General features: G+C 41.3%; 12 protein-coding genes. 10 read left to right on the top strand and 2 right to left on the bottom strand.

Translation table 11 applies throughout. The features are described 5' to 3' along the window. Positions 1-3 precede the first annotated feature (3 nt). Positions 4-474, bottom strand: a complete 471-nt coding sequence (locus JSQ81_RS10045; protein WP_212607461.1) for a nucleoside deaminase — start codon at positions 472-474, stop codon at positions 4-6. A 169-nt stretch (positions 475-643) separates the two neighbouring features. Between JSQ81_RS10045 and putP the strand changes: the two genes are divergently transcribed. From putP to hflX, 3 genes are all read left to right on the top strand, one after another. Continuing rightward, positions 644-2,128: a sodium/proline symporter PutP gene (putP, locus tag JSQ81_RS10040; protein ID WP_212607460.1), complete on the top strand. Its 1,485-nt coding sequence runs from the start codon at positions 644-646 to the stop codon at positions 2,126-2,128. A 21-nt stretch (positions 2,129-2,149) separates the two neighbouring features. Next, the gene (locus JSQ81_RS10035) at positions 2,150-2,848 is read left to right on the top strand and encodes a VOC family protein (RefSeq protein WP_212607459.1); all 699 of its coding nucleotides are present in this window, start codon (positions 2,150-2,152) and stop codon (positions 2,846-2,848) included. Positions 2,849-2,935: 87 nt separating this feature from the next. Next, positions 2,936-4,207, top strand: coding sequence for a GTPase HflX (hflX, locus tag JSQ81_RS10030; RefSeq protein ID WP_212607458.1), 1,272 nt, complete (start codon positions 2,936-2,938; stop codon positions 4,205-4,207). A 100-nt stretch (positions 4,208-4,307) separates the two neighbouring features. Here the strand turns inward: hflX and JSQ81_RS10025 are convergent, their stop codons facing one another. Beyond that, positions 4,308-6,026 (bottom strand): ABC transporter ATP-binding protein, encoded by a 1,719-nt coding sequence (locus JSQ81_RS10025; RefSeq protein WP_212607457.1) that lies wholly within the window; start codon positions 6,024-6,026, stop codon positions 4,308-4,310. Between the two features lie 283 nt (positions 6,027-6,309). On the opposite strand from JSQ81_RS10025, the gene JSQ81_RS10020 reads away from it, so the two are divergent. From JSQ81_RS10020 to JSQ81_RS09990, 7 genes are all read left to right on the top strand, one after another. Continuing rightward, positions 6,310-7,260 carry an ABC transporter permease gene (locus tag JSQ81_RS10020; protein WP_212607456.1) on the top strand — a complete coding sequence of 317 codons (951 nt, stop codon included), beginning with the start codon at positions 6,310-6,312 and terminating at the stop codon, positions 7,258-7,260. Continuing rightward, entirely contained in the window at positions 7,253-8,203 is a 951-nt protein-coding gene (locus tag JSQ81_RS10015; RefSeq protein ID WP_212607455.1) for an iron chelate uptake ABC transporter family permease subunit, read from the top strand. The genes JSQ81_RS10020 and JSQ81_RS10015 overlap by 8 nt, the downstream gene beginning before the upstream one ends. Further along, positions 8,200-8,961, top strand: coding sequence for an iron ABC transporter ATP-binding protein (locus JSQ81_RS10010; RefSeq protein WP_172370659.1), 762 nt, complete (start codon positions 8,200-8,202; stop codon positions 8,959-8,961). The genes JSQ81_RS10015 and JSQ81_RS10010 overlap by 4 nt, the downstream gene beginning before the upstream one ends. 21 nt (positions 8,962-8,982) lie before the next feature. After that, on the top strand, positions 8,983-9,939 hold the full coding sequence (locus tag JSQ81_RS10005; protein ID WP_212607620.1) for a siderophore ABC transporter substrate-binding protein: 957 nt from the start codon (positions 8,983-8,985) through the stop codon (positions 9,937-9,939). A 148-nt stretch (positions 9,940-10,087) separates the two neighbouring features. After that, positions 10,088-10,897, top strand: coding sequence for a zinc transporter ZupT (zupT, locus tag JSQ81_RS10000; RefSeq protein ID WP_212607454.1), 810 nt, complete (start codon positions 10,088-10,090; stop codon positions 10,895-10,897). Between the two features lie 60 nt (positions 10,898-10,957). Then, positions 10,958-12,184 carry an MFS transporter gene (locus JSQ81_RS09995; RefSeq protein WP_305849487.1) on the top strand — a complete coding sequence of 409 codons (1,227 nt, stop codon included), beginning with the start codon at positions 10,958-10,960 and terminating at the stop codon, positions 12,182-12,184. Positions 12,185-12,474: 290 nt separating this feature from the next. Continuing rightward, complete coding sequence (locus tag JSQ81_RS09990; RefSeq protein ID WP_212607452.1) at positions 12,475-13,128, top strand: uracil-DNA glycosylase; 654 nt, start codon at positions 12,475-12,477, stop codon at positions 13,126-13,128. The last annotated feature ends 23 nt before the right edge of the window (positions 13,129-13,151 follow it).

The following is a 13,151-nucleotide window of genomic DNA, read 5'->3' as shown; positions in this document are numbered from 1 at the left end:
AACCTAAGCTTTCATATTTTTTCGATTCCACTCATGAAACGGTGCTAGGGAATTCTCTGTTTTCATCTGAATGAAAGGAACTTCGCGGTTTTCAGGTTCTTTAGTTTGATCAGGAAAAAATTCAGCAAGCGGATTGTCGAAATTTGCATCTTCTAAAGCATCGGCCTTGCTGCATGCATAGTAAATATTTCCGACAGTCGACCAATAGGCGGCACCTAAACACATCGGACATGGTTCTCCGCTTGCATATAATACGCAGTCAGAAAGATCGATTGATGAAAGTGCAGTGCATGCCTCGCGAATTGCGAGTAGTTCCGCGTGAGCTGAAGGGTCATTGTTCAGGTGAACTAGATTTGTTCCCGTTCCAATGATTTCTCCGTCTTTCACAACGATTGCCGCAAATGGACCGCCGCCTTTTCTCACATTTTCGATTGCCATTTTCACAGTTTTATCAAGCCATTTAGTATGTACCATAATTTTATTTCCTCCTTGTCGTTTCTTGTATATTTCCCGGGGAATTTAGGGGAAATAAACAAATACTGTCTACAAGTGTACTATATTTCTAAGGGGGAATTGGAAAAGATGTATCTTAAGGAAGGGAAACCTGTTTTAATAGGGAATATAACATAAAGGAGTGAATATTATGTCTAGCGATTTCTATCAATTAATTGCAATTATTTTATACATGGCTGCCATGTTAATCATCGGGTACTATGCCTTTAGGCGAACATCGAATTTGACAGATTATATGTTAGGCGGAAGATCTCTGGGGCCTGCAGTCACTGCACTTAGTGCCGGGGCGGCGGATATGTCCGGGTGGCTACTGATGGGACTTCCGGGTGCCATTTATGTCAATGGGTTAGGGGGCGCTTGGATTGCCATCGGATTAACAGTTGGCGCTTATTTAAACTGGTTGTTCGTTGCGCCGCGTTTACGTGTCTATACCCAAGTTTCAAATGAATCCATTACGATTCCAAGCTTTTTGGAAAATAGATTGAAGGATAAATCGGGGCTACTTCGAATCGTTTCAGGAATAATCATATTAATATTCTTTACGTTTTACGTATCATCAGGAATGGTAGCGGGCGGTGTGTTTTTTGAAAGTTCGTTTGGACTTGAGTATCATACCGGTCTACTAATCGTTTCTGCTGTCGTCTTGGCGTACACGCTTTTTGGCGGATTCCTTGCGGTCAGTTATACGGATTTCGTTCAAGGGCTTATTATGTTCCTTGCGCTGATTCTCGTTCCGCTGTTCGGTGTTTTTATCACGGGTGGATTAGGAGAAACAGCAGCCAGTATTCGTGAAGTGAATCCGAACTTATTGAATATGGTTTCGGGTGTGACAATCCTTGGTGTTCTTTCCTCGGTAGCATGGGGACTGGGTTATTTTGGACAACCGCATATTATCGTTCGGTTTATGGCGATCACATCTGTTAAAGAAACGAAAAATGCAAGAAGAATCGGCATCGGTTGGATGATCTTAAGTTTGGCGGGAGCTATTGCGACGGCGCTTGTTGGAATTGCCTATTACCAACAAAATGCGGGAACGAAGTTGGTTGATCCCGAAGCAGTATTTATCGCGCTGGGTCAAATTATTTTCCATCCGTTCGTTGCCGGAATTATGCTCGCGGCTGTTTTAGCTGCAATTATGAGTACGATTTCTTCACAGCTCATCGTCACATCCTCCGCGCTTATCGAGGATCTATATAAAGCCATCATAAATAAAGATGCATCTGATAAAAGTTACGTGTTTTTGGGCAGAATGTCAGTCCTGTTAGTTGCTATCGTAGCTGCAATCTTGGCGTGGGGCGACCATGATACAATCCTGAAACTCGTATCGTTCGCTTGGGCCGGGTTTGGGGCGTCATTCGGTCCGATTATATTGTTATCGCTATACTGGAGAAAAATTACCACAATCGGGGCATTGTCAGGAATGGTAGTCGGTGCGATTACAGTTATTATTTGGGGAAATATAAAAGTGCTTTCCAATACGTTATATGAAATTGTTCCTGGGTTCATCTTATGTCTGCTTGTGACATATTTCATTAGTTTAGTTACCTATAAAAAAGATCCTGTAATTGAACAGGAATTTACAGATACGTTGGAAAAACTGACAAGGGAAAGATAACGATTTGAAAGAGGGATGGGAATGATTAAACTTGATCATGTTGTTTATTTCACAGAGAAATCTCCCGACGACGTAGTAAATGAACAAGAAAAAATGGGGTGGCATGCGGTAATCGGCGGTAGTCATGAAAAATGGGGAACGCATAACGCACTTATGTATGTAGGAAATGCGTATATTGAATGGCTTTCTGTTGAAAATAAAAACATCGCAGAAAAATCGGATCATCAACTAGTAAATTTATTATTACGGGATGTTCCTGATGGGGAGGCTTGGGGTACGATTTGTCTTACCGTCGATGACATTGAATCTTTCGATATGAAAATCCGCGCACGGGGTTATCAAACTTCTGGTGCTATCCAAGCCGAGAGAAAGACGGCATCGGGCGATATCCGAAAATGGAAAATGCTTTTTGTCGACCAGCAACCGTCAGCGAATTTACCGTTGCCATTTTTTATTGAATGGGAAAAAGATGATGAAGAACGTTTCAATGAGCTGCGCGAAGATGGAACGATTTTACCGGACAATGAGAAATTGATCATTACGGAATGTATTTTCACTGTGAATGACCCCGAGAAAGCTGCCGAGGAATGGTCGTCCTTGTTATCGACGACCCATTCTGAAAACACAATTGCATTACCAAATGCCGATCTTAAATTCATTGGTAAGGAACAAAAAGTAAAAGAAGAAAGGCTGGCAGAAGTAGTCATTGAGCATGTATAAGATGACCTAGTATAATCCCTTCGTTTGTTGCAAAAAACTGAATATGGTAAAATTAGTCTAGGTAAGTCGTTGAAGGGAGTCGTTTTATTGGATATATTAGTCGAACGCGCCGTGCTAGTCGGTGTAAATGTTCAGACAGATGATCATTTTGAATACTCGATGGAGGAACTTGGAAACCTGGCTGAAGCGATTGATGTGGAAGTCGTCGGCACCGTCGTTCAAAATATGGAGCGTGTTAATCCTTCCCATTACGTCGGGACGGGAAAAATAGGTGAAATTCGAAATTACTTTGAAGGAACAGATGCGAATTTAATCATTTTCAATGATGAATTATCGCCATCCCAAATTCGTAATTTGGAAAATGGGCTAGAGTGCAAAGTAATCGATAGAACCATGCTGATTCTTGATATATTTGCGAGACGAGCTCGATCTAGAGAGTCGAGAATGCAAGTGGATTTAGCGCAATTACAATATATGTTGCCTCGTTTAGTTGGTCTTCGCGCGTCATTAAGCAGACAAGGTGGCGGAACGGGCGGCGGTTTTCAGAACAAAGGAGCCGGTGAAACGAAGCTTGAGCTTGACCGAAGAGTGATTGAAGATCAAATAGCCAAATTAAAACGCGATTTGGAAAGTGTCGGGGCGCAGCGTGAAACGCAACGTAAACAGCGCAGAAGAAGCGGTTTGCCTGTCGTTTCACTCGTAGGTTATACGAATGCGGGAAAATCGACGCTTATGAACGGACTTCTCGAGAAAATGAATGTATCGGTAGAAAAACAAGTGTTTGAAAAGGATATGCTATTCGCGACACTTGATACTTCTGTAAGGAATGTCAAACTGCCTGACAATAAAGAATTTCTGTTAACAGACACAGTTGGTTTTGTCGGTAAACTACCACATAGCCTAGTAAAAGCATTCCGTTCCACGTTGGAGGAAGCGCGTGATGCGGATCTTCTGCTTCAAGTCGTTGATGTTTCGCATCCTGAATATCGGTTCATGATGGATGTCACCGATCAAACATTGAATGACGTAGGTGTCGAAAATGTACCGACAATAAACGTGTTCAATAAATCGGATTTGGCGGAAGTTCGTTATCCGCAAGTAAGTGAGAATAATGTATGGTTGTCGGCGAAAGACGGCAAAGGCTTAGACCAGCTTGTCGATTTAATCAAAAAACATGTTTTCGATAAGTATGTTACGTGTAAATTACTTATCCCATTTGACCGCGGGGACGTTGTCGCATATTTAAATGATAAAGCAAATGTGAAAAAAACATCCTACGACGAAGACGGAACAGTTATGACTGTTGAAATGTTAACCTATGACCGTGAACGGTTCGAAGAATTCGTTACAAGTTACTAAAAGGGAAAATGCACCGCATGACCGGGGGAGGTCAATTGCGGTGCATTTTTTTTGAGAAAGGGGGATGAACTTATACTGTCCAAAAAATCGAAACTTAAACTTAAACTTTTTGAAATTGAATATTATGCAAATGCGCAAAAATGCCGTCTTTTTCAAGAAGTTCTGCGTAGGTTCCATCTTCTGCAATCCCGTCTTCAGTTACAACGATGACGCGGTTTGCATCGCGAATCGTCGCAAGTCGGTGAGCAATAACAAGCGTCGTTCTATTTTCGGCAAGTTCGGTAAGTGACTGCTGAATAATCCGTTCTGTTTCAGTATCAAGTGCAGACGTCGCTTCATCTAAAATTAGAATCGGTGGATTTTTCAAGAACATGCGCGCAATGGCAAGTCGTTGTTTTTGCCCGCCCGAAAGTTTTAATCCTCGTTCGCCAATTTGTGTTTCGTAACCTTTTGGCAATGAATTAATATATTCCTCAAGATGGGCTTTACGCGCCGCCTCATAAATTTCTTCATCAGAAGCCGCTAAATTTCCATAAGCAATATTTTCTTTAATGGTTCCGGTAAATAAGAAGACATCTTGCTGAACAATCCCGATTTGCGACCGCAGCGATTTCTGCGTCATTTCACGAACATCGATCCCGTCGATTGAAATAGCCCCTTCATTCACATCGTAAAATCGAGGAATTAATGAGCAAATCGTTGTTTTCCCGGCGCCTGATGGTCCGACGAAGGCAACTGTCTCGCCCGCACGGATACTTAAGTTAACATCCTTGAGAACAAGCTTCGTGCTGTCGTAATTGAACGAAACATCTTTAAAGTCGATATCGCCAGTTAAATGATTAACTGCAATTGCGTTTGGTGCATCCTCAATTTCAGGTTCTTGATCAAGCAAATCTCGGAAGCGGCGAAAACCAGCCATTCCTTTTGGATAAAGTTCCAGCAATGCACTAATTTTATCAACAGGTTTGATGAGAATATTAACAAAAAGAATAAACCCGACAAGTTCTCCGTACGTTAACTTTCCGTTGAATGAAAACCATGCACCAACGACGAGAACGACTAAGGTCATCAATCGCGTCATCATATACATACTTGAATGCGTCCACGCCATCACCTTATATGCAACAAGCTTCGCAATTCGAAAGTTGCCGTTATCCGTTTCAAAACGTGAGATTTCAAATTCTTCGTTAGTAAAGGATTGGACAACACGCGCACCCGAAACGCTATCTTCAACACGGGCGTTAACATCTGCAATTTTTCCGTACATATTGGTCCATGCTTGATTCATTTTAATATTACAGAATGTAACGAGCACCACAAGTAGCGGAACGATGACGATTGCAATGACGGCAAGTTCCGGATTGATATTGTACATAAGAATAAATGCGCCGACTAGCGTCATGATCGCGATAAACAAATCCTCGGGACCATGGTGAGCAAGTTCTCCGATGTCGAATAAATCGTTGGTGATCCGACTCATAATATGTCCAGTTTTCGTATTATCAAAAAATCTGAACGATTGTCTTTGAACATGATTGAAAAGTTGTTGGCGCATATCTGTTTCAATATTTATGCCTAGTTTATGGCCAAGATAACTGACGATATATTGAAGGAATGTACTTAAAATATAGACCAGAAGTAATAGAATGCTGACCGTAACGATTTTTCCCCAATTCCCGCCTGGGAGCAAGACATCGATGAACCACTGAACCGCCAATGGAAATGCGAGTTCGAGCAAAGCGACAAATACGGCGCTCGAAAAATCTATGATAAACAGCCGTTTATGGGGTTTATAATAAGAAAAGAATTGTTTTAACAAGTAATTTACTCCTCCTTCATTAAAATATAGTATAGCGGATTTTGCTAATTAAAACGATAGTTAGATTCGGAATTCGAAATATATTTATATAGTTTATTACATCATAAGTGCTTCTTTTTTGGATATTTTTATCATATAGTCCATTGTAATCTAATTGATAATCATTTTCATTTGTAATTGACATCGATTTGACCGATGCTATAATTGAGATTGAGTCTAATTGATAATGGTTTTCAGTACATCGTTCTCAATTAGAGTTAAATAAATCGATATCGAGGCTGCCATGAAGAAACGTTATTTGATAATCGCATTAATAGGCCTTTCCTTCCTTTCGTTGTTTGTAGGAGTCAGCCATATTACCCCGATGAGTTTACTAGATTTCAAATCGGAAGAAACGGAAATATTTTTGATTAGCCGCATGCCAAGACTCGTTGCAATCATTCTAGCAGGTGCTGGTATGAGTATTTCGGGACTAATTATGCAACAGCTAAGCAGAAATAAATTTGTCTCGCCGACAACCGCTGGTACGCTCGATGCAACAAAGCTTGGAATTCTTGTTTCAATGCTTTTGTTCGCGAACGCATCAACAATTGAAAAGATGATCGTCGCATTTGCATTCGCGCTTGCCGGCACGCTCTTGTTTATGCAAATTCTTGATCGGATAAAGTTCAAGGACGCGATTTTCATACCACTAGTCGGACTTATGTTCGGGAGCATACTGTCATCTGTAACAACGTTTTTAGCCTATCGGGCAAACGTTATACAAAATATGTCAGCATGGTTGCAAGGCGATTTTTCGATGATTATGAAAGGACGTTTTGAACTTCTCTACATAAGTATCCCCGTTATTATAATTGCGTATCTGTACGCAAATCGATTTACGGTGGCTGGCATGGGAGAAGATTTCTCTAGAAACCTCGGTCTTGCCTATCGGCGAGTCGTAAATATCGGTCTTATACTTGTTGCGCTCATTACGACAACTGTTGTTTTAACAGTCGGGATGATTCCATTTCTAGGTTTAATTATCCCGAATATCATTTCAATCTTTAAAGGCGATCACTTGCAAAAGACTTTGCCGCATACTGCGCTGCTAGGCGCGATATTTCTTCTCATTTGCGATATTTTGGGTCGAGTGCTCATTTATCCTTATGAAATATCAATTAGTTTAATGGTAGGCGTCATTGGAAGCGGAATATTCCTCTACTTGCTGTTTAGGAGGAAATCGTATGCGTAATTCAACAAAAATGATTATTCTTAGTGCATTCGCTTTATTCTTCTGTGGACTTTACTTATTTCAAGGATTAAATGGAAGTTTCGATTACGCATTGCCGCGCCGTGGAATTAAAGTGTTAGCAATGGTTTTAACAGGTGTTGCGATCGCCTATTCGACTGTCATCTTCCAAACAATTACACATAACCGAATTTTAACCCCGAGTATTATGGGATTCGATTCACTTTATTTACTCTTGCAGACTGTTGGAATCTTTTTCCTCGGTTCATCGCATGTGACGATTGTTAACAAACATGTGAATTTCATTTTATCCGTATCGGCAATGATTGTCTTTGCGCTACTGTTGTATCAGTTTTTATTTAAATCTGGGAAGAGACCCATCTATTTTCTGTTGCTCGTCGGAATTATTGTTGGGACATTCTTTGGAAGCATCTCAACATTTTTGCAAGTCCTGATTGATCCGAATGAGTTTTTAAGAGTCCAAGACAAAATGTTCGCGAGCTTTAACAATGTCAGCGGAGACCTTGTTTGGTGGGCGCTAGCCATTATTGTTATTTCAATGATCATTGGCTGGAAATCGATAAATGATCTTGACGTTTTGTCGCTCGGCCGGGACACTGCCATCAACTTGGGCGTATCCTACGACAAAGTTGTTAAAAAGACGCTTATCATCTCTTCGGTGTTAATCGCAGTTTCAACGGCGCTCGTTGGTCCAATCACTTTTTTCGGATTAATCGTCGCAAATTTATCTTATCAGTTCTTTAAAACATATAAGCATTCTGTTCTCATTGTCGGTGCATCCATTATGAGTATTTTCGCTCTCGTTGGTGGTCAATGGGTTGTGGAACGCGTGTTTACATTCTCCACGACGCTAAGTGTCATCATCAACTTCGTCGGCGGCATTTACTTCATCTACTTACTATTAAAGGAGAGTCGATCTACATGATTCAAGTCCGTGAGCTAACGAAGTTTTACGGGAAGAAAGCGGTCGTTGAAAACGTCAGTGTGAATATACATCCCGGAAAAATCACTTCATTTATCGGGCCGAATGGTGCTGGAAAGTCAACGCTCCTTTCGATGGTAAGCCGCCTTCTTGATGCGGACACAGGTGAGGTACTTGTCGATAAAAAAGACGTAAAAAAAATGAAATCGAATGATTTTTCAAAACGAGTTTCGATTTTAAAACAGTCGAACTTCATGAATGTCCGTTTGACAATTCGTGAACTCGTCTCTTTCGGCAGATATCCATATTCAAGAGGCCGTTTAAATGCAGAAGACATTCGTATTATTGATCAAGCCCTCGATTATATGGATTTAATGGGCATGCAAGATAGTTATTTGGAAGAACTCTCGGGTGGTCAGCGCCAACGCGCATTTATCGCAATGGTTATTGCGCAAGACACCGATTATATTTTATTGGATGAACCGCTGAATAACTTAGATATGAAGCACTCAGTTCAAATAATGAAAATATTGCGCAGACTTGTTGATGATCTCGGAAAAACAGTCATCATCGTCTTGCATGATATTAACTTTGCATCTGTGTACTCAGATCGAATCGTTGCACTGAAAGACGGCCGTGTCGTTAAAGACGGACCGACCGATGACATTATTAACTCGGATTCATTGAAAGAAATTTACGACATGGATATCCCGATTAAACAATTAAGCAACTGCCGTATTTGCGTGTATTTTAACTCTTAAATTAAAGGATGGGAACAAATGATGAAAAAATTATCTTTAGCAGTTATGATGTTTGCGTTAATGGCTTTTCTTGTGGCATGTGGAACTGATAACGAAAAAGCAGATAAGACGACATCTTCGGATGGGAATACCGAAAGCGAAGTTATTGAAGTTACGCATGAACTTGATAAAAAGCCAGTTGAAGTGAAGAAAAGCCCCGAAACGGTCGTCGTGTTCGATTTTGGAATACTTGATACACTAGACGAACTTGGAATCGAAGTAGCAGGTCTTCCGCAAGCAACCATTCCTGCTTACCTGTCAAAATTTGAAGATGCAAAATACAAAAATCTTGGCAGCTTGAAAGAACCCGATTTTGAAGCTATTCACGCAATGAAACCAGATGTGATTTTCATCTCTGGACGTCAGGCTGATCTTTATAAAGAATTTAGTGAGATTGCACCGACTATTTTCGTTGGTTTAGATACGGCGCACTATATGGATTCATTTAAAGAGAATATGGACCTTGTCGCAAAAATCTTTGATAAAGAAGATGAAATGAAAACAGAGTTGGCTGAAATTGATGAGCAAATTGCTGCGATTAACGATAAAACTTCAAACTTCGATGAAAATGCATTGATTGTTCTTGGAAGCGAAGGAAAAGTAAGTGCGTATGGCCCTAATTCACGTTTCGGTTTAATCCATGATGTCTTCGGATTCAAGGCAGCTGATGAAAAAATCGAAGTATCTACGCACGGTCAAAACGTCACGTTTGAATATATTGTGGAAACAAACCCAGATATTCTTTTCGTGGTAGATCGTGATGCGGCAATCGGTACGGAATCAAGCGTAAAAGATTCGATTGAGAACGATCTTGTGAAGAAAACGGATGCTTATAAAAATGGCAAAATTATTTATTTAAACGCTGACTACTGGTACTTATCAGGCGGCGGTCTTCTTTCAATGAAAGAAATGATTAATGAAATGGAAGAAGCATTTTAATTTAAAAGAAATAGGGGACCGGTCTTTCTATAGGCCGGTTCTTTTTTGTTTTTCAAATTAATAGTTTAAAGAATTATTTAAAGTTTTGCACATGGGAAACACTTAGCATACAATAGCAATAACTAAGAATTAGAAAGAAGCTGTGTTTATGGATGGGAGTATACTTTTTGCATTTGCGTTAACCCTATTTGCAGGCCTTGCTACTGGAATAGGAAGCTTGCTTGCCTTTTTTACAAAGCGGACGAATACCAAATTTTTATCAGTAGCACTTGGATTTTCAGCCGGTGTAATGATTTACGTATCGTTGGTGGAAATCTTCGTCAAAGCGAAAGTCGAGTTGGTACTGGAACTTGGAACGAAAAACGGTTATTGGATGACGCTTGTTGGATTTTTCGGGGGTATGCTGTTAATCGCACTTATTGATCATTTCATTCCAGCAATCGGAAATCCGCATGATGTGAAAAGCGTCGAGGAAGTAAATGAAGGACCGACGAATGACGAGTATGCGAAATTGAAGAAAATGGGCATGTTCACTGCGCTGGCGATTGCGATTCATAATTTCCCAGAAGGCATTGCAACGTTTACTTCAGCACTGCAAGATCCTACGCTCGGTATAGCCATTGCAATTGCCGTGGCCATTCACAATATACCTGAAGGAATTGCCGTCGCCATTCCAATTTATTATGCAACGGGGAATCGGAAGCAAGCGTTCAAACTTTCATTTCTTTCGGGATTGGCTGAACCGGTCGGCGCGGTTGTCGCTTATTTAATCCTCATGCCGTATTTAAATGGGGTCATGTTTGGCGTGATTTTTGCGGCTGTTGCAGGGATTATGGTTTTCATTTCCATTGATGAACTGTTGCCCGCTGCAAAAAAATACGACGAAGCCCATTCGTCAATCTATGGAATGATGGCAGGAATGGCGGTTATGGCGGTAAGTCTCGTACTTATTCTTTAAAAAAATCTTTGTGTTAGGTTAATAAGTGAGGTATAATGACATGTGTCATGACACCTGAATATGAACACGGGGAGTAGAAGAATTTTGAAGCAGAAAAAAGAAATATCACGTAATCGCTTGCTTGGGCTAGCAGGAACAGGATGGATGTTCGATGCAATGGATGTCGGAATCCTGTCATTTGTTATTGCGGCCATTGCTGTTGAATGGAATTTATCGTCTGTTGAAATGGGTTGGATCGGAAGCGTTAACTCCATCGGAATGGCAGTCGGTGCATTCGGATTCGGCTTATTAGCGGATCGAATTGGGCGGAAGAATGTCTTTATGATAACGCTTGTTTTATTCTCGGTCGCAAGCGGTTTGTCTGCGTTGACGATGACGCTAACTGCTTTTTTAATCTTACGTTTCTTTGTAGGGGCCGGCCTAGGCGGGGAACTGCCAGTGGCATCGACGCTTGTATCTGAAAGCGTTGATGCGAAAGAACGTGGACGAGTTGTCGTATTACTGGAAAGTTTTTGGGCGGCTGGATGGTTGCTTGCTGCATTAATTGCTTATTTTGTTATTCCTTCATTTGGCTGGAGAGTTGCCTTGATCATTACTGCGCTACCAGCATTTTATGCAATTTATCTACGCAGAAATTTACCGGATTCACCGAAGTATGCCAGGGAAGGTAAACCGAAGCAATCAGCCGGTGCAAAGATGAAGCTTTTATTTTCAAAAAAATATGCGAAGCGCACGGTGATGTTGTGGATTGTTTGGTTCATGGTCGTGTTCTCGTATTACGGCATGTTCCTTTGGTTGCCCAGTGTGATGGTGATGAAAGGCTTTAGTATGATTAAGAGCTTTGGGTATGTACTATTAATGACACTCGCGCAGCTGCCAGGTTATTTTACAGCGGCTTGGTTAATTGAACGAGTAGGCCGGAAATTCGTATTGGCAACGTATCTTCTTGGAACAGCAACAAGTGCTTACATATTTGGAAATGCGGAAACACTTGGCTTATTACTCGTTTCAGGTGCATTGTTGTCATTCTTTAATTTAGGCGCATGGGGCGCTTTATATGCTTATTCGCCTGAGCAATATCCGACATCCATTCGTGCAACAGGTTCAGGAATGGCCGCGGCGATCGGTCGAGTCGGCGGTATTTTCGGCCCGTTGCTCGTTGGATCTTTATTGGCGGCGGGATACGGTTTCGGCTTTATCTTCGGGATTTTCTGCGGAGCCATTGTTATCGGTGTCTTAGCAGTTGTTTTCTTGGGGACAGAGACGAAACAGTTGGAATTGGAATGAAACATCGAGTGTTTGAACGATTTATTGTTCAAACACTCGTTTTTTTTCATTGGCACGAATTTTTTACGGTGTCCAAACACGATACGAGAATAAATTGGATAGCAACGAGAATAACCTGACGCGCACCGAGAGCAACATCAGCCGAAACGTTTTGACTGGGGCGCTGGAAAGAACTTTTCCAACAGTGTAGAAAATGCGCTAAATCCGTTCATAATCTAAGAAATCCAGAGCCTTTCCTTTAGTGGAGAGGTTATTTTTGTTAAAGTAAAACATAGGAAAGGGGTGTTTCGATGTTCCGCATACCAGAGTCAATTGCACAACTTGGAAAAGACCGTATCGAAGGGTTTCCTGTAGAAGGTTTTATTTACGGCGAAGGCCCAAGAAATCCTGAACTGATGCTGATCGGCGAAGCACCCGGTGAGTTCGAACTCGTGGACGGCATTCCTTTTATTGGCCGTGCCGGAAAAGAATTGATGAAATCGCTGGATACAATCGGCTTATCGCGGGAAGATGTTTATATTACTAGTGCTGTGCGGAGTAGACCGTACAGATGGGGAACGAAAAGAAATCGTGATGGTACGTTAACGGAGCGGAAATACAATCGGCCTCCTACGCAAAAAGAAATTTTGGCACACGCGCCCGTTCTCGATTATGAATTATTGACCGTTAAACCGAAGTTAATCGTCACGCTAGGCAATGTCGGGTTGCAGCGTTTATTGGGAAGAGATTCGAAAGTCACCGAGTTGCACGGACAACTGTTAGAAAGACCAGTTCAATATTTGAAAGAACTCGATGACACAAAATTTAACTGGACGAGTGAAACCCATACCATCGTCCCGACTTTTCATCCGGCAGCCATCTTTTATCGACCTTCGCATCGGCCGACTTTAGATGCAGATTGGTTGGAAATCGGCCGACTACTTAGTAACATCTCAAAGGTATAACCATAAAGAAATACACGCCAAAA

Source organism: Sporosarcina sp. Marseille-Q4063 (assembly GCF_018309085.1).
Classification (GTDB): domain Bacteria; phylum Bacillota; class Bacilli; order Bacillales_A; family Planococcaceae; genus Sporosarcina.
Note: the sequence above shows the minus strand (reverse complement) of the source record. Positions and strands in the feature narration are given on the sequence as shown.

Excerpts from the sequence above, each read along its gene's own strand:
- JSQ81_RS10045 (WP_212607461.1), bottom strand. The coding sequence starts at position 474 with ATGGTACATACTAAATGGCTTGATAAAACTGTGAAAATGGCAATCGAA.
- putP (WP_212607460.1), top strand. The coding sequence starts at position 644 with ATGTCTAGCGATTTCTATCAATTAATTGCAATTATTTTATACATGGCT.
- JSQ81_RS10035 (WP_212607459.1), top strand. The coding sequence starts at position 2,150 with ATGATTAAACTTGATCATGTTGTTTATTTCACAGAGAAATCTCCCGAC.
- JSQ81_RS10020 (WP_212607456.1), top strand. The coding sequence starts at position 6,310 with ATGAAGAAACGTTATTTGATAATCGCATTAATAGGCCTTTCCTTCCTT.
- JSQ81_RS10015 (WP_212607455.1), top strand. The coding sequence starts at position 7,253 with ATGCGTAATTCAACAAAAATGATTATTCTTAGTGCATTCGCTTTATTC.
- JSQ81_RS10010 (WP_172370659.1), top strand. The coding sequence starts at position 8,200 with ATGATTCAAGTCCGTGAGCTAACGAAGTTTTACGGGAAGAAAGCGGTC.
- JSQ81_RS10005 (WP_212607620.1), top strand. The coding sequence starts at position 8,983 with ATGAAAAAATTATCTTTAGCAGTTATGATGTTTGCGTTAATGGCTTTT.
- zupT (WP_212607454.1), top strand. The coding sequence starts at position 10,088 with ATGGATGGGAGTATACTTTTTGCATTTGCGTTAACCCTATTTGCAGGC.
- JSQ81_RS09995 (WP_305849487.1), top strand. The coding sequence starts at position 10,958 with ATGAACACGGGGAGTAGAAGAATTTTGAAGCAGAAAAAAGAAATATCA.
- JSQ81_RS09990 (WP_212607452.1), top strand. The coding sequence starts at position 12,475 with ATGTTCCGCATACCAGAGTCAATTGCACAACTTGGAAAAGACCGTATC.